The sequence below is a fragment of the Rugamonas sp. GW822-FHT03B10 genome (genome assembly GCF_058801745.1).
The window spans coordinates 95,315-121,632 of the sequence record NZ_JBXANP010000016.1; the positions used below are offsets into that span (position 1 = coordinate 95,315).

Sequence of the window (26,318 nt, forward strand, 5' to 3'; positions counted from 1 at the left end):
AGCCTCGTGTAGGTTGGGGCAAGACGCGCATATTCGCAGGTTTGGGGCGGCGCGCCAAGGTCAAGCGTGGGAGATTATCACTAAACGGGGCCCGCGAGGGCGCCCGTTACATGCCGCTACATGTCCTGCGGGGGCGCCATCAGCGCTGCATGCCCTCGGCCAGCATGGCCAGCATGTCGGCCGCCGACATGCGCGCCGCCAGGTCGCTGCCGTCGAGCAGGCTGTCGGCCAGGTCGCGCTTGTGCTGGTGCAGCGCCACGATGCCCTCCTCGATCGTGTGGCGTGCCACCAGCCGGTAGATGGTGACGGGCCGCTGCTGGCCCATGCGGTGCGCGCGGTCCGAGGCCTGGTCCTCCACGGCCGGATTCCACCACGGGTCCATGTGGATCACGTAGTCGGCCGCCGTCAGGTTGATGCCCATGCCGCCCGCCTTCAGGCTGATCAGGAACACGTCGCCGTCGCCGGCCTGGAACGCGTCGACCCGCTTCTTGCGTTCCTGCATGGGCGTGGCGCCGTCCAGGTACTGGTAGCGGATGCCGTTGGCGTCCAGGTGGTCGCGGATCAGCTTCAAGTGGTCGACGAACTGGCTGAACACCAGCACCTTGTGGCGGTTGTCGAGCAAGCCTTCCAGCAGGTCGGCGAAGGCGGCCAGCTTGCTGCTGGCCAGCCCCAGGGCCGGCGCCACCAGCTGCGGATTGCAGCAGGCGCGGCGCAGCTTCATGATCTCGGCCAGGATCTGGATGGTCTTGCGGTCGACCGGGCCTTCCGCCTGCTCCAGTTTTTCCAGCGCGGCGCGGCGCAGCGATTCGTACAGCGCCGTCTCCTCCTTCGACAGCTCCACCTCCAGCGTGATCTCGGTGCGCGACGGCAGCTCGGCCAGCACCTGGGCCTTGGTGCGGCGCAGGATGAAGGGCTGGATCAGCCGCCGCAGGCGCTGGCGCGCGCCCACCTCCGCCTTGTGGTTCTGGGCCTTCTCGATCGGCCCCGCGAAGCGCAGGTTGAACTGCTCGATGCTGCCCAGCAGGCCCGGATTGATGAAGCGGAACAGGTTCCACAGTTCGCCCAGGTGGTTCTCCAGCGGCGTGCCGGTGGCCACCATCTTGAAGTCGCCCTGCAAGGCCATCACGGCCTGCGAGCGCTTGGTGGCGCCGTTCTTGATCGCCTGCGCCTCGTCGAGCACGATGGTGTGCCAGCGCACGCCGGCGAACAGCTTGGCCTCCAGCTGCAGCAGGCCGTAGCTGGCCACCACCATGTCGTAAGGCTGCAGCGTGGCCAGGGTGTCGGCGCGGTCGCCCGCGCCGAACACTTTGACGTTGAGCGTGGGCGCGAAGCGGGCCGCCTCGCTGACCCAGTTCAGGCACACGGAGGTGGGCGCCACCACCAGCGTGGGGCCATGCGGCGCGCGCGCCAGGATCAGGGCCAGCGCCTGCAGCGTCTTGCCGAGGCCCATGTCGTCGGCCAGGCAGGCGCCCACGCCCCAGTGGGCCAGCCGCGCCAGCCAGTCGTAGCCTTCGCGCTGGTAGTCGCGCAGCTCGGCCTGCAAGGTGCTCGGTAGTTGCGGCACGAATTCCGTGCGCGCCTGCATGCGTGCCAGGTGTTCCTTCCACAGCTTGTCCGCCTTCAGCCCGCCCGCGTCGTCGGCCAGCTCCTCCAGCGCGAACGCGGCCAGCGGATGCAGGCGCACGCCATCCTCGGTCAGCTCGCCGTAGGCCGACACTTCGCGCAGGCGGCGGTGCAGTTCCTCCGTCAGCGCCAGGAAGCGGTTGCCGCCCAGCTCCACGAAGCGCCCCTGGCTGTTGTGCATCAGCTCCAGCAGGGTGCGCAGGTCCAGCACCTGGCCCTCGTCCACCTGGACTTCGCCGCTGGCCGCGAACCAGTCCTTGTGGCTCTTGATGGCCAGCCGCAGCTGGCCGCTGCCCACCTTGGGCGTGACGCGGAAGCTCTCGCCTTCCGGCCAGGCCAGCACGATGCTGTCCCGTTCTAGCGCCTGCAGCTCCACCAGCAGTTGCAGACACAGGGCCGGTTGGCCCAGCAGCCATTCGCCGTGTTCCTGCTCGGCCGATTCGAGGATCGGGCAGCGCGCCACCAGCGCCCGTTCCGCCTCGCGTTCGCCGTTCAGGTCGCGCCGCGCCTGCACCGGCTTGCCGCCGGCGTCCGCGATCACGCTGTCGGCGCCGGTGCCGGGCGGGTAGTAGGCGCCGCCGGCCAGCGGCCGCACCAGCAGCTGCATCTTCAGGCCATGCTGGTAGGGCAGCAGGTGCACGTGCAGGCGCGCGTCGGCCGCCACCTGCTCCATGTCTGCGCCGGCGCCGCCGATTTCCGACTGCACCGTCACCAGCGACGAAATCGAACCGATCGCCTGCAGCACCTGCTGCTCCGCGTGGCGCGGCACGGTCAGGCCGTCGCCGACGATGGCGGCGATGCGGCGGTGTTCGTCGAGGATCTGGATCACGCGCAGCCGGGTCGGCGTTTCCTTGTTGATGATGACGGTGCTGCCATCGTCGGGGATGGCCGGTTGCAGCGCGATCGTCAGGTTGTCGCCCTCCTTGCGGATCAGCAGTTCCGGCGCGCCGGCCAGCAGTTCGACCCGCGTGTCGGGCGCGTCGTGCCAGAACAGCAGCGGGTGGCCCACCAGCGCCGCGGCCGCGCGCTGCGGGTCGATCTCGTAGCTGAGGCCCGAGGAATGGTAGTGGCGGTGCGCCACGCCGATCGCCTCTGCCGCGCGCATATCCTGCGGCGTGAGGAAATCGAACTGCTCGGGCTCGAAGCGCAGCCGCTTCAAGGCCACGGCGCGGCCCTTGCCCCAGATGCCGCGCGCGTCGCGCTTCTGCTCGCGCGGCTCGACGGCCGTCAAGCCATGGCGCGGATGAAAATCGAGCACCCAGGCCAGCCGCGCGTTGCCGCCGGCCGTGGGCGCGGCCGGCTGCTGCAGATTGATCAGGGCGGCCAGCTGGCGCTGCCATGCTTCCTGCCGCTCGAACCACGCGGTCAGGTCGGCGTAGCCATGCTGGCGGCGCAGCGCCGCGCCATGGCGCGCCTGTTCCGCGTCGCCCAGGTGGCCCAGCAGGCTGGCGGCCTGGCCGGCGATGAAGTGGTAGCCGGCGCGCTCGGCCAGCTGCACCAGCTCCTCCAGCTGCGGACGGTAATCGGCCAGCTGCGGCTGCGACAGCCAGAAGTACAGCAAGCCCTGGAACATCGGCGCCTGCAGTCCCGTCTCCCACGCCCGTTTGGTCACGGTGTCCGGCGTCAGCGTGCCGGCGCGCACCTGGCGCAGCAGGTCCAGCAGCTGGTAGACGGCGCTGTCGTGGTTGTGCGGCGCGCGCAGCGCCGCTTCCAGATAGGCTTCGGCGGCCTTGTCCAGTTTGGGGTCGCCCTGGCGCAGCATGGCCAGCACGTACAGGTGGCCGCCCATGCCCGCGAACAGTTGCTTGCGCTTGCCCGACTCGCGCCGCAGCATCTTGAGCGCGGCGTCGAAGCCGGTGATGGCGGCCGAGGCGGCGCCGCGCAGCAGCACGATCGCGCTCGCCAGGAACTGGCTTTGCGCGCCGGCCGTGCCCTCCAGGTAGCGGCCCGCGTCGTCCAGCCGGCCGCACAGGATGGCGTCTTCCGCCAGCGCCAGGCGCAGCGCGGGCGCCACGTCGTCGCCAGCGGCGCGGCGGCGCTGGAAGTGCTGCTCGGTGAAGTCGCGCAGCACGGGCGCGCTGGCGATGTCGCGCTGCGCGTTGTGCAGCAGCAGCGTCAGGATGTCGTCCTGCAGCAGCGGATGGACGCGGGCGATCATGCCCGCTTCGAATGGCCGGCCGAAGATCTCGATGAGGGGATGGAGCTGGGCCGCCTCGTAGCAGTTCTGGCAGAACGCCAGCAGCGGCAGCACGCGCTGCGGGTCCTGGCCGCGCAGCAGCGCCATGCGCAACCGCGCCACGCCGGCCCGGTAGCTGCGCGGCTCCACCGTGTTCCAGGTCTGGCGCAGCGGCACCAGTAAATCGTGCGCCTGGCTGATGTCGTCGAGCGCATGGGTGCCGATGGCGGCGCGGATGGCCGGCCAGCGCAGGCCGGGGTTGCAGCTGTGGCCACGGCCCGTCACCACGTTGGTGAAGGCCAGCCGTTCGAGTTTGCGCAACGCGTCGTCCAGCGAGGCGACGGTGAGCTTGTCGCCGCTCGCATCCTCGATGCGGGCCGCCTTCAGATGGTCGAGGATGGCGGTGCGGCCCATCGGCTCGCCGACCAGCGCGAGCAGGGCCAGCGTCATTTTCTCGTGGTAGGCCAGCGCGTCGAATTCGGCCTGCAGCTGCGTTTCGTTCATGCGGGCAGGTTATCGATGTGGACGGCGCCGGGCGCGTCGCCCGGGTGCAGGCCGAACAGGCGCTGGTAGAAGTACAGCTCCGCCTCCAGCGTACGCACGATGTTCTCGGCCTTGCGGAAGCCGTGGCCTTCACCCTCCAGCGGCACGTAGGCCACCGGCACGCCGCGCGCGCGCAGCGCCGCCACCATGGTTTCCGATTGCTGCGGCGGCACCACCTTGTCGTCCAGACCCTGGAAGAAGATCATGGGCCGCGCCAGCCGGTCCGTGTGGTTGATCGGCGAGCGCGCCTGGTACAGCGCCTCGGCCGCCGGCTGCGGCGCGATCAGGTATTCGTTGTAGTGCGATTCGAACTTGTGCGAGTCCTGGTCCAGCCCCTTGAGGTCGGACACGCCATAGTAGCTGGCGCCCAGCTTGAACACGTCGTGGAAGGTCAGCGCGCACAGCGTGGTCAGGCCGCCGGCGCTGCCGCCACGGATGATCAGCCGCTCGCCGTCGGCCAGGCCGCGCGCCACCAGCGCGCGCGCGCCGGCGATGCAGTCCTCGACGTCGACGATGCCCCACTGGCCCTTGAGCGCGTCGCGGTAGGCGCGGCCGAAGCCGGCGCTGCCGCCGTAGTTCACGTCCAGCACCCCGAAGCCGCGGCTGGTCCAGTACTGGGTGGCCAGCTTGAGCGTGCTGGTGGTCATGCTGGTGGGGCCGCCGTGGCTGATGACGATCACGGGCGGCAGGCTGTCGGCCGGCGCCTGCACGGCCGGATTGCACGGTGGGTAGAAGAAGGCGTGCGCCGTGCGCCCGTTGGCGCTGGGGTAGCTGATGGACTGCGGCACCGACAGCTCGGCCACGGCCGGCAGCGTCTCGATGGAGTGGGCCAGCACTTCGATCTCGTCGCTCGTGTATTCGATGCGGGCCAGTTCCAGCGCGATCGTGGGGCTGCCGCCCATCAGCGCGATGAAGCCGGGGCCCACCTTCAGTTCGCGGATCTCCTGGTAGGGATTGGCGATTTCCTCCAGCCGTCCGCTATCGGCATGCAGGCGCGCCAGCTTGCTCACGCCCTGCACGATGTAGGTGCAGATGATGTCGTCGGCCGCGCGGAAGCCGTACATGGAAGCGCCGAACACCCAGTGCGGGGTGGCGAATTCGGCCTCCATCGGGCACAGGGCCTGGACCTGATCGCCGGCCAGCCGGTACAGATTCCACCAGCCGCTGCGGTCGGACACGAAGTGCAGCACGCCGGCCGGCGACCATTCGGGCTGGCACACGGCTTCCTCCGGGCCGCCGGCCACGCGCCGCGCCGGGCCCAGGCTGCCGTCGTCCAGCACCGGCGCCAGCCACAGCTCCGTGCCCTGCCACGGCATGCGCGGATGGTCCCAGCTCAGCCAGGCCAGCTGGCGGCCATCGGGCGACAGGCGCGGCGCGGCGTAGAAGTCGGCGCCCTGCGCCAGCACCGTCTCGGCGCCGTCCGCGCTGATCGCGCACACGGTGTTGACGGGCTGCGTGTGCGGATCGTCGCCGTGCAGCTCGCGCACGCTGATCAGGCGCGCGCGGGCGCGGTCGGCCACGAAGTCGGCGTGGCGCTGCTTGCCGGGCCGGGTCACGGCCACGGCCGGCGTGTCGCCGTCCTGGCGGTACAGCAGGTTGTCGGCGTGGTGCGAGAAGTAGACGGTGTCGCCATCGACCAGGTAGGCGCCGCCGCCATATTCATGCACGCGGCTGCGCACGTTGAACGGCAACGGGGTCAGTTCGGCCGTCGTCGCGCCGCGATGGCGCAGCAGCGTGTTGCGGCCCGCCTCGGCCGCGCGGCCGGCCAGCCAATAGATGTCGCTGCCATCGGCCCCGCCCACGGCCAGTTGCGACAGCGGCGTGGCGCCGGCCGCCACGCGCGCGGCGCTGATGGTCGATGGCCAGGCGCCGAACGGCGCGGTGGGTAGTGGGGTGGCAGGGGTCATGGTCGCTCCAAAAGTGGTCGGGATCGGGGTGCAGGCATCATAGTGAAAGCGCGGCCAATGTTCCAGCCTTAGTTGCGGCGCAAGTCCGGCCTGGGCCGGCGTCGCGCCGGGCCTACGTTTCGTCATGCGGGGCGCAGGGCAAAGCGTAAAAACGGGGCGCGGGATGCGATAATAGCTTTTTTATTCCCGCCATCGATTGCCTTCCATGCCACAATTCGCCCCGCTCCAGAACGACACCTTCTTGCGCGCGTTGCTGCGCCAGCCCACCGACTACACGCCTGTGTGGCTGATGCGCCAGGCGGGGCGCTATTTGCCGGAATACCGCGCCACGCGCCAGAAGGCCGGCTCCTTCATGGGCCTGGCCACCAATCCCGACTACGCCACCGAGGTGACGATCCAGCCGCTGGACCGCTTCCCGCTGGACGCGGCCATCCTGTTCTCCGACATCCTGACCGTGCCCGACGCGATGGGCCTGGGCCTGCACTTCGTGGAAGGCGAAGGGCCGAAGTTCGAGCGTCCGCTGAAGACGGAGCAGGACGTGCTGGCCCTGCGCCAGCCGGAACCGGGTTCGCTCGACTACGTGTTCAAGGCCGTGACCCAGATCCGCACCGAGCTCAATGGCCGCGTGCCGCTGATCGGCTTTTCCGGCAGCCCGTGGACGCTGGCCTGCTACATGGTGGAAGGCCAGGGCTCGCGCGAGTTCCACACCATCAAGAAGATGCTGTACAACCGCCCGGACCTGATGCACCACGTGCTGGCCACCAACGCCAAGGCCGTGGCCGAATACCTGAACGCCCAGATCGACGCCGGCGCCCAGGCCGTGATGATCTTCGATTCCTGGGGCGGCGCGCTGGCCGACGGCGCCTACCAGGAATTCTCGCTGGCCTACATGCGGCAGGTGGTGGCCCAGCTCAAGCTTGAAAAGGATGGCGTGCGCATCCCCGCCATCGTGTTCACCAAGGGCGGCGGCCAATGGATCGAGGACATCGCCGGCATCGGCGCCGACGCCGTGGGCCTGGACTGGACCGTCAACCTGCGCCAGGCGCGCGCGCTGGTGGGCGACAAGGTGGCCCTGCAGGGCAATCTGGACCCGGCCATCCTGTTCGCCAGCCCGGACCAGATCCGCGCCGAAGTGCACAAGGTGCTGGACGCGTTCGGCAAGCCCGGCGCCAACAGCGGCCACGTGTTCAACCTCGGCCATGGCATTTCCCAGTTCACCGATCCGGACCACGTGGCGGCCATGGTGGAAGCCGTCCACAGCCACAGCCGCGCCCTGCGCGCCTGAGGCGCCGTCCGCTAAAAGGGGGCGTTTCGCCGGAAACGCGCCCTTTTTTCATGCTGTCTTCGTTCGTCCGATACCGACTTATACACAATTTTATTTGCTGCCGAAATAACAGGCAGCGGCTTTTCCCCCGCTGGGAGCGGTGTTGTAAGTGTTTGATTATGATAGGTTTATTTTTACCTCCCCAGAGGCAAGATTAGCGTTAGGTAAACCTTATCCCAGCGGTGCAACGGGCTTGTGCGTCCATTGTCCACAAAGTTATCCACTAAAACTGTGGATAAAAAAGAAAAGACCTTAGTAAACCGCCACTTAGCCGTTTTGTTAGCATTTTGGTTCAAGAGCATGTTGCGCTGCACGAAACCGATGCAATGTTTTTGCCGTGATAACGGCCTTGTTTCGGCGCAAACGTTGCCGCTGCAGTATGTGTAGAATGCGCTGCTTCGGTCCGCCTGCCGCAAATGGATGGTGCTCTGCGGCAAACGTGATCTGGATGGCATCCGGTGCAAAAAAGTGCTTGATTTCGGGCCGAAAAGTCCTCTAAATACTTCACTTATGCACAGCGGCGCGGATCTGGCGCGATTTTTTCCTCCCCTAGGGAGCATTTTTCAAGTTATTGATTTATAAGGGAATTAATTTTGGCTTTTTGCCCGGCTTATGACACTGGCAAGGCGGAAGTCGCCGGTTTCCATGAATTAATTTTCCCTTGTCCACAAAGTTATCCACAAAAACTGTGGATACTTTCCGGCGCCACGCAGCGGGCGCCATCGTCGGGGAAAACCGCGTGAATTGTGCGGCCACATCATGACCACGACGGGCCACGCCTCCCCTTGCATCCTGCACATCGTGCTCGATACCCCGCTCAACGCCGTGTTCGATTACCGCTGGACTTGCGATCCCGCAAATCCGCCGCGGATCGGCCAGCTGGCGCTGGTGCCGTTCGCCCGGCGCGAGGTGATGGGCTTGATCGTCGGCATCAGCGAGCGCAGCGACGTGCCCGAGGAAAAGCTCAAGGATGCGCTGGCCGTGCGCAGCCAGTTGTCGCCGCTGTCGCCGCAATGGCTGGCGCTGGCCGGCTTCGCGGCCGATTACTACCAGCGCCCGCTCGGTGAGGTGGCGCTGCCCGGCCTGCCCAAGAATCTGCGGGTGCTGACCACGGTGGCGCTGGACCGGGCGCTGAAGAAGCTGGCCAAGCACGACACGCCGCACGACGGCACGCCGTTCGCCATGCCGCGCCTCAACCCGGCCCAGCAGGAGGCGGCCGACGCCATCGGCGGCGCCCGGGGCTACGCGCCCACGCTGCTGTACGGCGTCACGGGCAGCGGCAAGACCGAGGTCTACCTGCAGGCGTGCGCGCAGGTGCTGGCGCGCGAACCGGAGGGCCAGATCCTGATCCTGGTGCCCGAGATCAACCTCACGCCCCAGCTCGAAGGCAACATCCGCGCGCGCTTTCCCGGCGTGATGCTGGCCACCTTGCACAGCAGCCTGTCCGAAGGCGAGCGCATGCTGCACTGGCTGGCGGCGCACCAGGGCAAGGCCCGCATCGTGCTGGGCACGCGGCTGGCCATCCTGGCCTCGCTGCCCGAGCTCAAACTGATCGTGATCGACGAGGAGCACGACCCGTCGTACAAGCAGCAGGAAGGCTTGCGCTACTCGGCGCGCGACCTGGCCGTGTGGCGCGCCTGGCAGCTGGGCATACCCATCGTGCTCGGTTCGGCCACGCCGTCGCTGGAGAGCTGGCACCACGCCCAGTGCGGCCGCTACCGCAAGCTGGAGCTGCGCGAGCGCGCCGTGGCGAACGCCACGCTGCCGCAGGTGAAGCTGCTCGACATGGAGCGCGACAAACCCAAGGATGGCCTGACGTCGCAACTGGTGGCCGCGCTGCGCCTGCGCCTGGAGCGCGGCGAACAGTCGCTGCTGTTCCTGAACCGGCGCGGTTACGCGCCCGTGATCTGCTGCGAATCGTGCGGCTGGATCAGCGACTGCAAGCGCTGCACCTCGTTCATGGTGCTGCACAAGCCCGAGCACCGGCTGCGCTGCCACCACTGCAGCCTGGAGATGCGCATCCCGCGCCACTGCCCGACCTGCGGCAACGTCGACCTGCAGCCGCTGGGACGGGGCACGCAGCGCGTGGAGGAAGGCTTGCAGCAGCTGTTCCCGGAAGCGCGCATCCTGCGCATCGACGCCGATTCCACGCGCAAGAAGGGCAGCGCGCAGGAAGCGTTCGACACCGTGCACCGGGGCGAGGTCGACATCCTGATCGGCACCCAGATGGTGGCCAAGGGGCACGACTTCAAAAAGCTGACGCTGGTCGGCATCCTCAATCCGGACACGGCCCTGTTCTCGCAGGACTACCGGGCCAGCGAGCGCCTGTTCGCGCAGCTGATGCAGGTGGCCGGGCGCGCCGGACGGGCCGGCCGCGCGGAGGGCGGCAGCGCCAGCGAGGTGCTGATCCAGACCCGCTATCCGCAGCATCCGCTGTACGGGGCGGTGGTGAACCACGATTACGACCATTTCGCCACGGCGTTGCTGGAGGAGCGCGAGCAGGCCGCGCTGCCGCCCTACCTGTTCCAGGCGCTGCTGCGGGCCGAGGCGCCGGAGCTGGCCACGGCCATCGCCTTCCTGCAGACGGCGCGCGATTGCGTCGAGCATGGCGGCATCACCATCAACGACCCCATCCCCATGAGCATGACGCGCGTGCACAACGTGGACCGCGCCCAGCTGCTGGTGGAGTCGCCGTCGCGGCCGGCGTTGCAGGCCTTCCTCAAGCACTGGATGGCCACGCTGCGCGACCTGAAAAGCCGCGTCAAATGGTCGCTGGAAGTGGACCCGCTCGATATCTGAGGCGCGTCCCGACGGGCCGTTAGCCCGGCTGCAGCAGATAGCGCCGCGCCGTCGCCACCACCTGTTCCGACAGCGCGCGCGTGAACGGCGTGTCGAGGTTCCACGCGTGCCAGGCCAGCGCCACGTCCACATGCTGGCCCGGCGCCAGGTCCACCAGCCGTTCCTGCGCCAGCGCGGCGCCCGCTTGCGGCAGCGGCAGCAAGCCGTACGCGAGGCCGCCATGGATGCATTCGCTGTAGGCCGGCGACAGCGGCAGCGTGTGGTGCGGATAGCCGCCCTGCACCTGCACGGCGCCGCCCAGGTAGCGCGCCATCAGCTCGCGGTCGCAGACGACGGCCGGCGCCAGCGCCACCGCCTCGGCGGAGAAGCCGTCGCCGAACCAGTGGCCGGCGAACACGGGCGTGGCCACGCACACATAGCGCATCAGGCCCAGCTGGGTGACGTTGGGGCCGTTGGGCTGGTCGGCGCCGGCGGCGGCGCTGGCCGCCACGCAGCCGAACACGCTGCCCTCGTGCACCAGGTGCAGCGCCAGCTCGGGCGCCGCCGCCTGCACCTGCAACTGGCAGCGCGGCGGCGACAGCAGCGGTTGCAGGCTCAGGGGGAACCACGTGGCCAGGCTGGCCGCGTCCACGGCCAGCGCGATCTCCGGCATGCTGACCGGGTTGCCCAGGTCGATGTCGAGCGCCGCCTCCATCAGCTTGACGTTGCGGTGGTGGGACACCAGGCGCTGCCCGAGCCCGGTGGGCACGGCCGGCTGGCCGCGCACGATCAGCAGGCGCCCGCTGGCGTCCTCCAGTGCCTTGATCCGCTGCGACACGGCCGACTGGCTGATGCCCAGGGCCAGCGCGGCTTTTTCAAAGCTGCCATGGCTGGCGACGGCGTCGAGCACGGCCAGGGCGCGGTAGTCGAGGTTTCCCATAAGCTGCACTTATAAAAGTTGGAAGGGATAAGTAATACTAATGCGGTTTTGCCGCAAAGTAAAACTGAAAGTCGGCGCGACGAAGTGGAAACCGCGTGCGCGCGGACCGGCGTAACATCGGCCCCATGCCGGCCTTCGCCGGGCGGGAGCACATCATGCGCATCATCGAGACGGAAGTGGCCGTGATCGGCGCCGGCACGGCCGGGCTGAACGCGTACCGGGCCGCGCGCGCGGCCGGCAGCCGGGCCGTGCTGATCGAGGGCGGCCCCTACGGCACCACCTGCGCGCGCGTGGGCTGCATGCCCAGCAAGCTGCTGATCGCGGCGGCCGAGGCGGCCCACGCGCTGGCGGCGGCGCCGCGGTTCGGCGTCCACCCGGGCGCCGTGCGCGTGGACGGCGCGGCCGTCATGGCCCGCGTGCGCGCCGAGCGCGACCGCTTCGTCGGCTTCGTGCTCGACACGGTGGACCGGATCCCGGCCACCGACAAGCTGCGCGGCCACGCCCGCTTCGTCGCGCCCGACCGGCTGCAGGTGGACCAGCACACGCAAGTGCGGGCGGCGCGCATCGTGATCGCCACCGGCTCGGCCCCCATCCTGCCGCCGGCCTGGCTGGCGGCCGGGCCGCGCGTGACCGGCAGCGACGCCGTGTTCGACTGGACCGGCCTGCCCGGCTCGGTGGCCGTGATCGGCACCGGCATCATCGGCCTCGAGCTGGGCCAGGCCCTGCACCGGCTGGGCGTGCGGGTGGCCCTGTACGCGCGCGGCGACAGCATGGCCCAGCTCGGCGACCCGGCCGTGCGCATGGCCGCCGCGCAGGCGTTGGGGCGCGAGCTCGATCTGCGTTTCCACACGGTGGTCAAGGCGATCGGGGCCGATGGCCCGCGGTTGCTGGTGCGCAGCCGCGACGGCGATGGCCGCCTGCGCGAGGAGCGCTACGATCACGTGTTGTGCGCCATCGGCCGCCAGCCCAATGTGCACCAGCTGGGGCTGGAGACGACGGGCCTGACGCTGGACCGCCACGGCATCCCGCTGTACGACCGGCGCACCATGCAATGCGGCGACAGCGCCATCTTCATCGCCGGCGACGCGAACGACGAGCGCCCGCTGCTGCCGGAAGCGACCGACCAGGGCCGCATCGCCGGCCACAACGCGGCCCGCCATCCGCAGCTGACGCCGGGCTTGCGCCGCACCCCGCTGGCGGTGGCCTTCACCGAGCCGCAGATCGCCACCGCCGGCGCCAGCCACCGCACGCTGTGCGACACGCATGCCGGCCGCTTCGCCACCGGCCAGGCCGGTTTCGAGGACCAGGGCCGCAGCCGCGTGATGCTGCAGAACGCGGGGCTGCTGCGCGTGTACGGCGAATACGGCACCGGCCGCTTTCTCGGCGCGGAAATGGTGGCGCCGCGCGCCGAGCACCTGGCCCATCTGCTGGCCTGGGCCTGCCAGGCGGGCCTGACGGTGGCGGCCATGCTGGACATGCCGTTCTACCATCCGGTGGTCGAGGAGGGCGTGCGCACGGCCTTGCGCGATCTGGCCCGCCAATTGGCGCAGGGGCCGGCGCCGGATGCCGACAGCGTGCCCTGCTGCCCCGGCGAATGAGCCGGGCATGGCGCGTCGCGGCGCGTGCGATGATTTCAATTGAGAAAACAATGATGCGTTAAAGCAAAAATACAACAGTCGGAGCCACAATTTACCCGCCCGGGGCCGGAATCGCTACGGCCCAGCCCGGCAAAACCGTTATGCTGCTGTCCGGTGGTTTTTTAATTAACAAACGAAGACGGGGCGGTGGCCGGCCAGGCCGGCCGCGCACGGGGGAATGCGTGGGGATTAGCAAGGTCAGCCGGGCGGACTTGAAGCTGGGGATGCTGGTGCCGTGGGACGTGTATGCCAGCAATGGCATGCTGCTGGTGCGCAAGGGGCACCTGATCGCCAACGTCAACCAGATCGATTACCTGGTCGAGCGCGGCAGCTACGAGGACCGCAGCGACGTGGCGGCGCCCGCGCCGGCGCCGCAATCGGTGCTGCGCAAGCTCAACACGGCGTGCGTGGAGTTGCAGCAGGTGCTGGAACTGGTGGCGGCCCGGCTGGCGCCGCACGACATCGTGCGCCGGCTGGAGGAGGTGGCGCTGCTGGTGACGCAGGCCGTGGACCTGAGCGCCGACGTGGCCGTGGCCAGCATCCTGCACAACCAGCAGGCCGCGCCGTACGCGGTGCGCCACAGCGTGGACACGGCCGTGCTGGCCCAGCTGGCCGCGCGCGCCCTGCGCCACGACGCGCGCGCCATCTTCACCACCACGCTGGCGGCGCTGACCATGAACGTGGGCATGCAGGAACAATATCTGCGTCTGCATGAGAGCCGGGGCAAGCTGAGCGAACAGGACGTGGAACGGGTGCGCCAGCATCCGCAGCGCGGCGCCGCCCTGCTGCGCCACGCGGGCGTGACCGACCCCGTGTGGCTGGCCTGTGTGCTGCACCACCATGAGAACGAGGATGGCAGCGGCTATCCGGCCGGCAAAAAGGGCGAGGACATTCCCGTCGGCGCCAAGCTGATCGCGCTGGCCGACCGTTATTGCGCGCGCGTGGTGACGCGCAACTATCTGCAACCGCTGCTGCCGAACGCGGCGCTGCGCGACATTCTGCTCGAAGGGCGCAGCGTGCTGGACGGGCAACTGGCGGCCGTCATGATCCGCGAGCTCGGCATTTATCCGGTCGGAACCTGGGTCAAGCTGTTGAACGGCGAGGTGGGGGTGGTGTCGCGCAAGGGCTTGCGCTCGACCATGCCCCATGTGGAATCGGTGATCGGGCCGCGCGGCGCGCCGTTGTCCGTGTTCCTGCAACGCGATACGCGCGGCGATCTGCACACCATCCGCGAAGTGCTGGCCACCGAGCAGGTGCTGGCGCTGGGCGGCCAACCGTTGCGCATGGAACAGGTGTGGGGCCGGCTGGCCCGTCCCTGAGCGAGGTCGTTACAACCAGCCCGTGGCGTCGTGGTGCCGCCGCGCCGCGCAGGCCTAGTTCAGCACGGCGTCCAGGCGGCCGCTGGCGGCCAGGTCGCGCAGCACGCGGATGGTGTCGATGTCCGATTCCTGGTAGGCCGAGCGGCGGAACTCGTCGTACATGGCGTTGGCCGCGTCGGTGGCCGCGTCGTGCGCGTCCACGTATTCGAAGCGCACGAACAGCACGTGCTGCTCGGGCCGCTCGATGGTCATGGTCAGGCTGGAGGCGGCGATGTCCTGCTGCGGCGCCACGTCGTAGCGGATCTGGTGCATGGGGGTGAGCAGCACCTGGTCCTCGATCACCAGCTCGCCATAGCGCAGGCGGCGGCGGAACGTGTGCTCGCTGCGCTCGACGATCACGCATTCGTCCAGATGGGGCACGAACAGCTTGGGCGACTCGGCGCGCAGCACCAGGCCGCGCCACAGCTGGTCCACGGTCAGCGTATCGATCAGCGGATTGAGCGGATCGTTGATTTCAATTAAGTGTTCGAATTTCATAGTAGTACAGCCAATCAAGTTCGGGCGCGTGGTGCGCCGCCATCTGTGCATGGTAACGCAAATGACCGCCGCCAACATGCGCCGCGTCAGGCGCGCGCGAGGCTGCTACAATGGCCGGCTCACCCCAGCCAGTCCGCCCATCCGATGTCCAAAGCACCACAATTCGGCCTCAACGTCCCGCAAAGCGCCGCCGTCACCTATCTCGACGGTCCGTGCCTGGTGCTGGCCGGCGCCGGCTCCGGCAAGACGCGGGTGATCACGCAGAAGATCGCCCACCTGATCGAGGACCGCGGCTACGATCCGCGCACCATCGCCGCGCTCACCTTCACCAACAAGGCGGCGCTGGAGATGCAGGAGCGCATCGCCAAGCTGCTCAAGCAGCCGCGCCAGGCCAAGCAGCTGACCGTGTCCACCTTCCACTCGCTGGGGGTGAAGATCCTGCGCCAGGAGGCGCACGGCCTGGGCCTGAAGGACCGCTTCTCCATCATGGACAGCGACGATTGCGCCTCGCTGGTGCAGGACCTGGCCATCACCACCGACAAGCAGCTGATCCGCCGCATCCAGACCGACATTTCACTGTGGAAGAACGGCCTGGTCGACCCCGAGCTGGCGCTGCAGAACGCGAAGGACGAGGACGAGGCCCAGTCGGCCCGCATCTACCGCAGCTACGTGGCCACGCTGTCGGCCTACCAGGCGGTCGACTTCGACGACCTGATCCGCCTGCCGGTGGAACTGTTCCGCAACAACGAGCCGATCCGCGACAAGTGGCAGCGCCGCCTGCGCTACCTGCTGATGGACGAGTACCAGGACACCAACACCTGCCAGTACGAGCTGGTCAAGCTGCTGGTGACGGGCATCGGCAAGAAGCCCATGTTCACGGCCGTGGGCGACGACGACCAGGCCATCTACGCCTGGCGCGGCGCGTCGGTCGAGAACCTGAAGACGCTGCAGACCGACTTCCCCAACCTGGAGGTGATCAAGCTGGAACAGAACTACCGCTCCACCACGCGCATCCTGCAGGCGGCCAACGCCGTGATCGGCAACAACCCCAAGCTGTTCGAGAAGTCGCTGTGGTCCGAGCACGGGCTGGGCGAGCCGATCAAGGTGCTGGGCATGGCCAACGACGACCAGGAGGCCGAGCAGGTGGCCATCATGATCTCGGCCGACCGTTTCGAGCGCAAGAACAAGTGGTCCGATTACGCCATCCTGTACCGGGGCAACCACCAGGCGCGCGTGATCGAGCAGGCGCTGCGCAAGGAGCGCATCCCGTACACGATCTCGGGCGGCCAGAGCTTCTTCGACAAGGCCGAGATCAAGGACATCATCAGCTACCTGCGCCTGCTGGCCAACACGGACGACGACCCGGCCTTCATCCGCGCCGTCACCACGCCGCGCCGTGGCGTGGGCCAGTCCACGCTGGAGGTGCTGGGCACGTTCTCGGGCCAGTGGCAGTGTTCGCTGTTCGAGGCCGTGTTCAAGGGCGGCATCGAGGGCAAGCTCAACGAGCGCCAGCTCAAGCCGCTGCGCGACTTCTGCAATTTCATCAACAACCTCGAGGCGCGCGCCAGCCGCCCCGGCCCGTCCGGCAGCGGCGACAACGCGGCCCAGGTGCTGGACGACCTGCTGGAGGCGATCAACTACGAGTCGTACCTGTACGACATGTTCGAGGAGCGCGCGGCGCAGGGCAAGTGGCAGAACGTGCTCGAGTTCACCAACTGGCTCAAGGACCGCGGCCGCGGCGGCAAGGAGCGCGACGGCGAGGAAAAGAACGTGCTGGAGCTGACCCAGATGGTGGCCCTGATGTCGATGCTCGAAGGCCAGGACGAGGACCCGGACGCGGTGCGCATGTCGACCCTGCACGCCTCGAAGGGGCTGGAATACCCGCACGTGTTCCTGGTCGGCTGCGAGGAGGGCATCCTGCCGCACAAGGGCGACGCCGACGCGCCGGCCGAGAGCATCGCGGCCCGTGTGCAGGAGGAGCGGCGGCTGATGTACGTGGGCATCACGCGGGCCCAGCGCACCTTGCAGATCACGTGGTGCAAGAAGCGCAAGCGGGCCGGCGAGCAGGTCCATTGCGACCCGTCGCGCTTCATCAAGGAAATGCAGCTGGACGTGGGCACGGCCGTGCCCACCGAGTCCGAGGTGCTCACGCCCAAGGAGCGGCTGGCGCGCATGAAGGAATTACTGGCCACCCCCAAGATTTGATTTGGCAGCGGTTGGCCGGTTTTTTACCGCGTTTTGTCCAGTGCAAAAAATTCGTACACCTTGATCTGACGCTGGTGTTAGCATCTGGTCATGCCAATTCGGCATCGAGCAAAGGAGGCGAACATGTCACCACGCTGGAAATACTGGGCGGCCGGAGCGCTGGCGCTGGCCGGCATGCTGGGCCAGGCGCAGGCGTCCGAATACGCCACCAAGCCGCAGGCGGAGGCCATGGTGCGCAAGGGCTTGAATTACCTGAAGGCCAACGGCCGCGACAAGACCTACGCCGAGATCGACAAACATGACGGCCAGTTCGTGGACCGCGACCTGTACCTGGTGATCTACGGCATGGACGGCGTGGTGCGCGCGCACGGCGCCAACGCCCGGATGATCGGCAAGAACCTGATGGAAATGAAGGATGTCGACGGCAAGGCCTTCATCCGCGAGCGCGTCGAGCTGGCCAGGAAGAAGGCGCCGTTCTGGCAGGATTACAAGTTCACCAACCCGGTCAGCGGCAAGATCGAACCGAAGTCCATGTACTGCGTGCCCGACGACGATCTGATCATGTGCGGCGGGATTTACCTGCGCTAGGGGCGGCCGGCGGTAGAATGCATGCTTTCATGCAGGAGTAGCCGTGAGCACCGAAGAGCGTTTCATCGATATCGAAATCAAACTGGCGCACCAGGAAGACCTGGTGGAGGCGTTGAACCAGCGCGTCTACGAGCAGCAACAGCAGATCGACAAGCTGCAACTGCTGTGTACCACGCTGGTCCAGCGCCTGCGCGAACAGCCGCAGGGCGGCGGGGCCGCGATGCCCCACGAACGTCCGCCCCACTACTGATCGTTGACCGCGCCGTGCGGCGCCGCCCCGGCGTGGCCGGGGGGCGCCGCGCGCTACATCACACGGTCGCCAGGGCCGCGTTGAAGCTGGCGCTCGGACGCATGGCGGCCGAGGTCTTCTCCGGATCGGGCGCGTAGTAGCCGCCGATGTCGACCGGCTTGCCCTGCACGGCCGCCAGTTCCTCGACGATCTTGGCCTCGTTCGCGGCCAGCGCCTGCGCCAGCGGTGCGAAGTGGGCTTGCAGTTCCTTGTCCTCGGTCTGCGCGGCCAGGGCCTGGGCCCAGTACAGCGACAGGTAGAAGTGGCTGCCACGGTTGTCCAGCTCGCCGGTGCGCGGCGATGGCGACTTGTTGTTGTCGAGCAGCTTGCCGGTCGCCTCGTCCAGCGTCTTGGCCAGGATCTTGGCCTTGGCGTTGCCGGTCTTGATGCCCAGGTCCTCCAGCGACACGGCCAGCGCCAGGAACTCGCCCAGCGAATCCCAGCGCAGGTGGTTTTCCTCGACCAGCTGCTTCACGTGCTTCGGCGCCGAACCGCCGGCGCCCGTCTCGTACATGCCGCCGCCGGCCATCAGCGGCACGATCGACAGCATCTTGGCGCTGGTGCCCAGTTCCATGATCGGGAACAGGTCGGTCAGGTAGTCGCGCAGGATGTTGCCGGTCACCGAGATGGTGTCGAGGCCGCGCATGGCGCGCTCGAGCGTGTAGCGCATGGCGCGCGTCTGCGACATGATCTGGATGTCCAGGCCGGTCGTGTCGTGGTCCTTCAGGTAGACCTCGACCTTCTTGATCAGCTCGTTTTCGTGCGGACGGTAGGAATCGAGCCAGAACACGGCCGGCATGCCCGAGTTGCGGGCGCGCGTGACGGCCAGCTTGACCCAGTCGCGGATCGGCGCGTCCTTGACCTGGCACATGCGCCAGATGTCGCCTTCCTCCACGTTCTGGGTCAGCAGCACTTCGCCGGTGGCCAGGTCGGTGATGTTGGCCACGCCGGCCTCGGGCACCTCGAAGGTCTTGTCGTGCGAACCGTATTCCTCGGCTTGCTGCGCCATCAGGCCCACGTTGGGCACGGTGCCCATGGTGCGCGGGTCGAAGTTGCCATGCCATTTGCAGAAGTTGATCATCTCCTGGTAGATGCGGGCGAAGGTCGACTCCGGCATCACGGCCTTGACGTCCTTCGGACGGCCGTCGGCGCCCCACATCTTGCCGCCCAGGCGGATCATGGCCGGCATCGACGCGTCGACGATCACATCGTTGGGCGAATGGAAGTTGGTGATGCCCTTGGCCGAATCGACCATGGCCAGTTCCGGACGGTTGGCGTGGCAGGCGTGCAGGTCTTTCAGCACTTCTTCCTTGAGCGAGGCCGGCAGCGTCTCGATCTTCTCGTACAGGTTGACCATGCCGTTGTTGACGTTCACGCCCAGTTGCTCGAACAGCTTGGCGTGCTTGGCGAACGCGTCCTTGTAGAAGATGCGCACGCAGTGGCCGAACACGATCGGGTGCGACACCTTCATCATGGTCGCCTTCACGTGCAGCGAGAACATCACGCCGGTCTTGCGCGCGTCTTCCAGTTCGCGCTCGTAGAATTCCAGCAGCGCCTTCTTGCTCATGAACATGCTGTCGATCACTTCACCGGCCAGCAGCGAGACTTTTGGTTTCAGCACGATGGTCTTGCCCGAGGCGGTCAGCAGTTCCATCTTGACGTCGCGCGCCTTGTCCAGCGTCATCGACTTTTCGCCGTGGTAGAAGTCGCCATGGTGCATGTGCGACACGTGGGTCTGCGAGGCCTGGCTCCATTCGCCCATCGAGTGCGGGTGCTTGCGCGCGAATTCCTTGACGGCCTTGGGCGCGCGGCGGTCCGAGTTGCCCTCGCGCAGCACGGGGTTGACGGCGCTGCCGATGCACTTGCCGTAGCGGGCCTTGAGCGCTTTCTCCTCGTCCGTCTTCGGGTCTTCCGGATAGTCGGGCAGCGGGTAGCCGCGGCCTTGCAGTTCGCGCACGCACGCCATCAGCTGGCCCACGGAGGCGCTGATGTTGGGCAGCTTGATGATGTTGGTGTCGGGCTTCTGGGTCAGTTCGGCCAGTTCGGCCAGCACGTTCGGCACCTTTTGGGCGTCGCTCAGGCAGTCCGAGAACTCGGCCAGCACCCGCGCCGCGACGGAGATGTCGCTGGTGACGACGTCGATGCCGGCGGGGTCGGTGAATTTCTTAATGATGGGCAGCAGGGAATAGGTTGCCAGCAGCGGCGCTTCGTCCGTCAGCGTGTAAATGACTTTTGGTTTCTGTGTTGCCATAATGATTCCCTCGTAGATGGTAGGTACCCGCCGCCTGATATCGTGTTTCAGGCACGGACTTTTCGGGCGTCGCGCGGGGCGGCGGTGGGGTTTCCACGGCCCAAGTGCGTATTTTAGACTCCCGCCTCTAGTTCGCGTAAGTCTTGTGATCATGAAGGCGCGCCGCCAGTGGGGGAATTGGGCGCCGCGGCGGCGCTGCGTCCGGGAGAAACGATGCGCCGGATGGGTTACACTGGCCGCTCACTACATTTCTCTGGAGACAACATGTTCAGCCATATCATGGTCGGCGCCAACGACGTTGAAAAATCGAAACAGTTTTACGATGCGACTCTGGGCGAGTTGGGCATTCCGCCAGGCAAGTTCGATGACAAGGGCCGGGTGTTCTACGTGACCAAGACCGGCGTGTTCGCCATCACCAAGCCGATCAACGGTGAACCGGCCTGCCACGGCAATGGCGCCACCATCGGCTTCGCGGTGGAAACGCCGGAGATGGCCGACCGCTGGCATGCGGCCGGCGTGGCCAACGGCGGCGTGGCCTGCGAAGACCCGCCGGGCCAGCGTGCCAACGAGTATGGCGCGTTGTACCTGGCCTATCTGCGCGATCCGTCGGGCAACAAGCTGTGTGCGCTGAAGCGCATGGGCTAATAGGCGGGCGATGGGCGGCGTGCCGCCGCCCTTACTTACTCGTCGAAGGTAAAGTTGAAGGGTTTGCTGTTGTCGAGGCACTCAGCCGCTAATGAACTGCCCAGCGCCGATGCCTTATCCAGCCACCGCTGGCCTTGTTTGGCATCCTGCGTCATATGGCTACCCCACGTTTGCATGCAGCCCATCACCGCCATCGCTTCAATATTGCCGCCCGCGGCTGCGCGTTGCAGCAAGGCCCAGCCTTCCGCATCGCTTTGGGGCACGCCCTTGCCGGCGATATACAACTCGCCCAGCGTCACCTCTGCCTCGGGTGTACGATGTTTGGCAGCTTTGCTGAGCCAAATAATGGCTTGAGACAAGTCTTTTCCGATCCCCTTGCCACGCAAGTACATCAAGCCCAGATGCGACTGCGCCGCCGGCATGTCGGCTTCCGCCGCCTTGCGGTACCAGGACGCCGCCTGTGCGTCGTCATGTTCCACGCCCATACCTGTCTCGAGGCAGCGCGCCAGGCTCTCTTGGGCGGCGGGATCGCCTTGCTCGGCGGCCTTGCGGAACCATTTGGCCGCGAGCACGGCGTTCGGGGCAACTCCCATGCCCGTTTTGTACATGGTGGCTATTCTTGACTGGGCGTCCAAGATGCCTTGTTCCGCAGCTTTTTCGTAATAGACCGCAGCCTGTTTGATGTTCCTGGATACCCCTTGGCCATAGGCTAAGTTGTTTGCTAGTTGGTATTGGGCATCCGCATGGCCGAGGTCGGCTGCCTGACGAAACATTCTGGTCGCAAATTCAAGGTTCTTTGCTTGCGATCCATCGAGAGCCTTAAACAGCATGCCCAATTTGTACAGCGCCGTCACGTCCCCCTTCAAAGCAGCGTCGCGATAGAAATTCGCCTGGGACAATGCCACTCGCGTTTTTTCTTCAGAAGGATCGATGGTCCACACGTACTGCATCGGAGTCCAGGAACCGACGGGGATACCGTTGATCTGCGCAGGCTGAAATTGGCACAGCACAATGGCGTGTTGCGTTGCTTCGTCGAGCAGCGGAAAGCCGCTAGAGCTGACGAGGATGGAATCCGTGACTTTGCCATCTTCGCCAACCAAGAACGATAGTTTCACTGTACCTGTTTGTTCCTTGCGCAGCGCCTCCTTGGGCCACTTGGGCATCTGACAGGCGTTGAAGTCCAGCACGGCGGGCTTCGTAACTTGTTTCTCGCTGGCCAACGTACTGCCAACGCCCATCATGATGGACAGGCCCAGGGCTAGCGTCATGCCGCCTTTGCTGAAGGAATTCAGTTTCACGTAATGTTGTAAAAAAAGTATAATTATGGAGTTTATGTGCGGAAATTTGGTTTGTCGAGTTATGCCTCGAAATGCGTTGTAATGTCCTGCCGATTGCTCTGGACTGGGCGGTGGACCAGTGCATGTGTAAGCAGAGGGACACGGAGCGCCATGAATGCGCTACAGTGAGACCAGCATCCATTTTTTGCCGACGCAATGTGAGGCGTGAGACACCATGAAATCTGCCACCTTCCCATCTCTCAAAGTCGAGCCGGAGCTGCGGGAAGCCGCAGAGCAAAGTCTCGAAGAAGGCGAAACGCTGTCCGCGTTTGTAGAGAAGTCGATACGCGACAGCATTGAAAAGCGCAGGCATCAGCGTGAGTTCCTCGCTCGCGGGCTTGCGTCGCGTGAAGAGGCGATGCGAACTGGAGCTTATCGTTCCGCAGATGCCGTGCTGAGCCGCCTTGAGCAGATGCTCGTTCAAGCCAAGAACAAATGAGCTTTACGGTCCGCTTTACCGCACAGGCGGAAGAGGACTTGGTGCGACTTTACGAGTACCTCTTGCAGCGCGATCCCGGGGACTGGTCACTTGCCGAGCGGGCACTCGACGCCATACGGCATGGTCTTGCCTTGCTTGAGATATCGCCATTTAGCTGCCGTAAGGTCAAGCCAAACGATCCGTTCTTGCGTGAACAGATCATCCCGTTTGGTCACGCGGGCTATGTCGCGCTGTTTGAGATTGAAAATCAGACGACGGTAACAATTCTGGCGATTCGCCATCAGCGGGAAGACGATTATCACTAAAGGTCGTTTCACGGCGATGGGGCTGCGGCTCGCGCAACACTAGCAAAGGGAAGACATGGGCAAAGGCAGACTGGAAGCGTTCAGCGACGGCGTGATCGCCATCATCATCACCATCATGGTGCTGGAATTGAAGGTGCCGCACGGGGCCGACCTGGCGGCGCTGTTGCCACTGCTGCCCGTGCTGCTCAGCTACGTGCTCAGCTTTATTTACGTGGGCATTTACTGGAACAACCACCACCATATGCTGCACGCGGCGTCCGTGGTGGACGGCTGCGTGCTGTGGGCCAACCTGCACCTGCTGTTCTGGCTGTCGCTGATCCCGTTCGCCACCGGCTGGATGGGCGAGAATCACTTCGCCCCGGTGCCCGTCGCGTTCTATGGCGCCATGCTGTTCATGTCGGCCATCGCCTACCGCGTGCTGGAGCGGGCCCTGATTTCCCGCAATCCCCACCATCCGACGCTGGCGCTGGCCGTCGGCCGCAACCGCAAGAGCATCATTTCGCCCATCCTCTACCTGCTGGCCATCCCGCTGTCCTTCCTGCACGTGTGGGCCGCGTTCGCCATGTACGTGCTGGTGGCCATCGTCTGGTTCGTGCCGGACCGGCGTATCGAGGCCCGTCTGAACAGTTGAGCCATCGGCCTACGCGGTGGTCCCCGCCGTCACCTCGCGCTGGCGCGCCTTGCTCAGCGAGCGCAGGGCCTTGTCGTAAGACCAGCCCACCAGCTCGGTCAGATAGTCGGCCGGGAAGCGGCGCACGTCGACCACCGTGACCCAGTGGAAGCGTCCCATGTAGCGGGCCGGTTTCACGCCCGGCATGCCGGTCAGCTCCAGGAAGCGGTCCGGCGAGACGCGGAAGCTGAAGCGCCATTGCTCCGGCTCGCTCGTCTTGAAATAGGCGAACGTCTTGTCGCCCACCTTGTAGACCAGGATGTTGCTGGGCGCCCCGTGCAGGATGGCGGTGGCGCCCGGATAGCGCTGGCAATGGGCTTTGAGCTGTTGGGTATTCATGGACTTGGGCGGAGTGTTGTTTGATTGTAAAGCATAACCGCCGGCGGCGCCGCCCTCGCCCTTGCGTGCACTGCAACATTTCTTTCTGATGACGGCCCATTGTCTGCCTGCTATGATCTGCCGCTTCCATGCTGCGCTACCCGCGTCAGCATCCCTTGGCGTCCTTTGAAAGATGAAAACATGCCCCGTCCTCAGATGCTCGTACTCGTGGCCAGCCTTGGCCTTGCCATGACGCAGTTCGCCCACGCCGCGCCGGCCGCACCGGCCACCGCCATCAACGCGGCCGCGCTGGCCGGCAATCCCTTCCTCAAGCCGAGCACGCTGCCGTTCGGCTACCCGGCCTTCGACAAGATCAAGGACGCGCATTTCGCGCCGGCCTTCGCCGAGGGCATGCGCGTGCAGCTGGCGGAAATCGACGCCATCGCCAACAATCCGAAACCGGCCACGTTCGACAACACCATCGTCGCCATGGAGCGTTCGGGCCGCCTGCTGGACCGCGTGCAGACCACCTTCCAGAACCTGCAGGGCGCCAACACCAACGACGCGCTGGACGCCATCGACCGCGACATGTCGCCCAAGCTGGCCGCCCACGGCGACGCCATCTTCCTGAACGCCAAGCTGTTCGCCCGCGTGGACGCGCTGTACGCCAAGCGCGACCAGCTGCACCTGGACGCCGAAGCCAAGCACCTGCTGGAACGCTACCACACCGATTTCGTGCGCGCCGGCGCCAAGCTGTCGCCGGCCGACAAGGAAAAACTGAAAGCCATCAACGCCGACATCGCCAGCCTGCAAACGGCCTTCACCCAGAACGTGCTGAAGGAAGCCAACGCCTCGGCGCTGGTGGTGGACAACCGCGCCGACCTGGCCGGTATGACGGACGCGGCCATCGACACGGCCGCCGCCGCCGCCAAGGCCAAGGGCATGGACGGCAAGTTCCTGATCGCCATCACCAACACCACCGGCCAGGCGCCGCTGGCCGTGCTCAGCAACCGCGCCGTGCGCGAACGCCTGATGGCCGCCTCGCTGGCGCGCGGCAGCCGTGGCGGCGAGTTCGACAGCCGCGACATCGTGCTCAAGATCGCCAAGGCCCGCGCCGACAAGGCCGCGCTGCTCGGCTACGCCAACTTCGCCGCCTACGCGCTGGAGGACCAGACGGCCAAGACCACCACCGCCGTCAACTCCCTGCTGGGCGAGCTGGCCAAGCCGGCCGTCAACAATGCGCGCAAGGAAGCGGCCGACCTGCAAACCCTGGTCAACGCCGAAGGCGGCAAATTCCAGGTGGACGCGGCCGACTGGGCCTATTACACGGACAAGCTGCGCGCCCAGCGCTTCTCGCTGGACGAGAACCAGCTCAAGCCCTACTTTGAACTGAACAACGTGCTGACCAAGGGCGTGTTCTACGCGGCCGGCAAGCTGTACGGCCTGTCGTTCAAGGAGCGCAAGGACCTGCCCGTGTACAACCCCGACGTGCGCGTGTTCGACGTGTTCGACGCCGACGGCAAGCAGCTGGCCATCTTCATCGCCGACATGTACGCGCGCAGCAACAAGCAGGGCGGCGCGTGGATGAACGCCTATGTGTCGCAGTCCAAGCTGCTGGGCACGCATCCGGTGGTGGCCAACCACCTCAACATTCCCAAGCCGGCGGCCGGCGAACCGACGCTGCTGACCTACGACGAAGTGAAGACCGCGTTCCACGAGTTCGGCCACGCGCTGCACGGCATGTTCTCGAACGTGACCTATCCGCGGTTCTCGGGCACCAACGTGCCGAGCGACTTCGTCGAATACCCGTCGCAAGTGAACGAGATGTGGGCCGTGTGGCCGGAAGTGCTGGCCAACTACGCGACCCACTACAAGACCGGCGCGCCCATGCCCAAGGAATTGCTGGACAAGGTGATCGCGTCCAAGAAATTCAACCAGGGCTACATGACGACCGAATACCTGGCCGCCGCCCTGCTGGACCAGCGCTGGCACCAGCTGACCCCGGCCCAGATCCCGACCGACGTGCTGGGCTTTGAGGCGACCGCGCTGAAAGACATGGGCGTGGACTTCGCGCCCGTGCCGCCGCGCTACCGCACCACCTACTTCTCGCACAGCTTCTCGGGCGGCTATTCGGCCGGCTACTACGCCTACCTGTGGAGCGAGAAGCTCGATGCCGACTCGGTGCTGTGGTTCAAGGAAAACGGCGGCCTGCTGCGCAAGAACGGCGACTGGTTCCGTAAGACCCTGCTGTCGCGCGGCGGCACGGACGACGCGCTGCAACTGTTCCGCGACTTCCGCGGCCGCGACGCCATCATCGCGCCGCTGCTCGACCGGCGCGGCCTGAACGCGCAGTAAGCCGCAATTAGCGTTATGCCGGCGCGGCCGGCGCTACAATGGAGGGCCAGTCGCGCCATCGTCGCGGCTGGCCCTTTTTCCATGTGCGGGCGCAAGCGGGCAGATGGAAACGGATCGCCCACCCCGAATTTT

The 26,318-nt window shown here is 66.4% G+C and carries 19 protein-coding genes; 12 read left to right on the forward strand and 7 right to left on the reverse strand.

Annotation, left to right across the window (positions count from 1 at the left end; genetic code table 11):
* Positions 1-139: 139 nt before the first annotated feature.
* Positions 140-4,303 carry an SNF2-related protein gene (locus tag AC1RQG_RS21685; RefSeq protein ID WP_493134459.1) on the reverse strand — a complete coding sequence of 1,388 codons (4,164 nt, stop codon included), beginning with the start codon at positions 4,301-4,303 and terminating at the stop codon, positions 140-142.
* Positions 4,300-6,249, reverse strand: coding sequence for a dipeptidyl-peptidase 5 (locus tag AC1RQG_RS21690; protein WP_493134460.1), 1,950 nt, complete (start codon positions 6,247-6,249; stop codon positions 4,300-4,302). Before AC1RQG_RS21690 ends, AC1RQG_RS21685 begins: the two co-directional genes overlap by 4 nt.
* 205 nt (positions 6,250-6,454) lie before the next feature.
* Here AC1RQG_RS21690 and hemE point away from each other — a divergent pair, with 205 nt between their 5' ends.
* Positions 6,455-7,534 (forward strand): uroporphyrinogen decarboxylase, encoded by a 1,080-nt coding sequence (gene hemE / locus AC1RQG_RS21695; protein ID WP_493134461.1) that lies wholly within the window; start codon positions 6,455-6,457, stop codon positions 7,532-7,534.
* A gap of 798 nt (positions 7,535-8,332) precedes the next feature.
* The gene (locus AC1RQG_RS21700; protein WP_493134463.1) at positions 8,333-10,372 is read left to right on the forward strand and encodes a primosomal protein N'; all 2,040 of its coding nucleotides are present in this window, start codon (positions 8,333-8,335) and stop codon (positions 10,370-10,372) included.
* A gap of 19 nt (positions 10,373-10,391) precedes the next feature.
* On the opposite strand, the gene AC1RQG_RS21705 is transcribed toward AC1RQG_RS21700, so the two are convergent.
* Positions 10,392-11,291: an ArgP/LysG family DNA-binding transcriptional regulator gene (locus AC1RQG_RS21705; RefSeq protein WP_493134464.1), complete on the reverse strand. Its 900-nt coding sequence runs from the start codon at positions 11,289-11,291 to the stop codon at positions 10,392-10,394.
* Between the two features lie 155 nt (positions 11,292-11,446).
* Between AC1RQG_RS21705 and AC1RQG_RS21710 the strand changes: the two genes are divergently transcribed.
* Together AC1RQG_RS21710 and AC1RQG_RS21715 are read left to right on the forward strand one after the other, a co-directional pair.
* Positions 11,447-12,889 carry a dihydrolipoyl dehydrogenase gene (locus AC1RQG_RS21710; protein WP_493134498.1) on the forward strand — a complete coding sequence of 481 codons (1,443 nt, stop codon included), beginning with the start codon at positions 11,447-11,449 and terminating at the stop codon, positions 12,887-12,889.
* A gap of 221 nt (positions 12,890-13,110) precedes the next feature.
* A complete protein-coding gene (locus AC1RQG_RS21715; RefSeq protein WP_493134466.1) occupies positions 13,111-14,247 on the forward strand; it encodes an HD-GYP domain-containing protein in 1,137 nt (378 codons plus the stop codon).
* Positions 14,248-14,301: 54 nt separating this feature from the next.
* On the opposite strand, the gene AC1RQG_RS21720 is transcribed toward AC1RQG_RS21715, so the two are convergent.
* Positions 14,302-14,784: an SRPBCC family protein gene (locus tag AC1RQG_RS21720; RefSeq protein ID WP_493134468.1), complete on the reverse strand. Its 483-nt coding sequence runs from the start codon at positions 14,782-14,784 to the stop codon at positions 14,302-14,304.
* A gap of 144 nt (positions 14,785-14,928) precedes the next feature.
* Here AC1RQG_RS21720 and AC1RQG_RS21725 point away from each other — a divergent pair, with 144 nt between their 5' ends.
* The 3 genes from AC1RQG_RS21725 (at position 14,929) to AC1RQG_RS21735 (ending at position 17,827) form a co-directional block, all read left to right on the forward strand.
* A complete protein-coding gene (locus AC1RQG_RS21725; protein WP_493134469.1) occupies positions 14,929-16,989 on the forward strand; it encodes a UvrD-helicase domain-containing protein in 2,061 nt (686 codons plus the stop codon).
* Positions 16,990-17,112: 123 nt separating this feature from the next.
* Positions 17,113-17,577, forward strand: coding sequence for a cache domain-containing protein (locus tag AC1RQG_RS21730; RefSeq protein WP_493134470.1), 465 nt, complete (start codon positions 17,113-17,115; stop codon positions 17,575-17,577).
* Positions 17,578-17,620: 43 nt separating this feature from the next.
* Positions 17,621-17,827, forward strand: coding sequence for a SlyX family protein (locus AC1RQG_RS21735; protein ID WP_493134471.1), 207 nt, complete (start codon positions 17,621-17,623; stop codon positions 17,825-17,827).
* Between the two features lie 58 nt (positions 17,828-17,885).
* Here AC1RQG_RS21735 and AC1RQG_RS21740 read toward each other — a convergent pair whose 3' ends face one another.
* Entirely contained in the window at positions 17,886-20,117 is a 2,232-nt protein-coding gene (locus AC1RQG_RS21740; protein ID WP_493134473.1) for an NADP-dependent isocitrate dehydrogenase, read from the reverse strand.
* 264 nt (positions 20,118-20,381) lie between these two features.
* Between AC1RQG_RS21740 and AC1RQG_RS21745 the strand changes: the two genes are divergently transcribed.
* Entirely contained in the window at positions 20,382-20,762 is a 381-nt protein-coding gene (locus tag AC1RQG_RS21745; RefSeq protein ID WP_493134474.1) for a VOC family protein, read from the forward strand.
* A 35-nt stretch (positions 20,763-20,797) separates the two neighbouring features.
* On the opposite strand, the gene AC1RQG_RS21750 is transcribed toward AC1RQG_RS21745, so the two are convergent.
* A complete protein-coding gene (locus AC1RQG_RS21750; RefSeq protein ID WP_493134476.1) occupies positions 20,798-22,060 on the reverse strand; it encodes a TonB family protein in 1,263 nt (420 codons plus the stop codon).
* 214 nt (positions 22,061-22,274) lie between these two features.
* Here AC1RQG_RS21750 and AC1RQG_RS21755 point away from each other — a divergent pair, with 214 nt between their 5' ends.
* The 3 genes from AC1RQG_RS21755 to AC1RQG_RS21765 are packed head-to-tail and all read left to right on the forward strand — an operon-like array spanning position 22,275 to position 23,474.
* Positions 22,275-22,538, forward strand: coding sequence for a YlcI/YnfO family protein (locus AC1RQG_RS21755; RefSeq protein ID WP_493134478.1), 264 nt, complete (start codon positions 22,275-22,277; stop codon positions 22,536-22,538).
* Positions 22,535-22,843 (forward strand): type II toxin-antitoxin system RelE/ParE family toxin, encoded by a 309-nt coding sequence (locus AC1RQG_RS21760; RefSeq protein ID WP_493134480.1) that lies wholly within the window; start codon positions 22,535-22,537, stop codon positions 22,841-22,843. Before AC1RQG_RS21755 ends, AC1RQG_RS21760 begins: the two co-directional genes overlap by 4 nt.
* A gap of 55 nt (positions 22,844-22,898) precedes the next feature.
* Complete coding sequence (locus AC1RQG_RS21765) at positions 22,899-23,474, forward strand: TMEM175 family protein (protein WP_493134482.1); 576 nt, start codon at positions 22,899-22,901, stop codon at positions 23,472-23,474.
* 9 nt (positions 23,475-23,483) lie between these two features.
* On the opposite strand, the gene AC1RQG_RS21770 is transcribed toward AC1RQG_RS21765, so the two are convergent.
* Positions 23,484-23,852 (reverse strand): MmcQ/YjbR family DNA-binding protein, encoded by a 369-nt coding sequence (locus AC1RQG_RS21770; protein WP_493134484.1) that lies wholly within the window; start codon positions 23,850-23,852, stop codon positions 23,484-23,486.
* 180 nt (positions 23,853-24,032) lie between these two features.
* On the opposite strand from AC1RQG_RS21770, the gene AC1RQG_RS21775 reads away from it, so the two are divergent.
* Complete coding sequence (locus tag AC1RQG_RS21775) at positions 24,033-26,186, forward strand: M3 family metallopeptidase (RefSeq protein ID WP_493134486.1); 2,154 nt, start codon at positions 24,033-24,035, stop codon at positions 26,184-26,186.
* Positions 26,187-26,318: the final 132 nt, after the last annotated feature.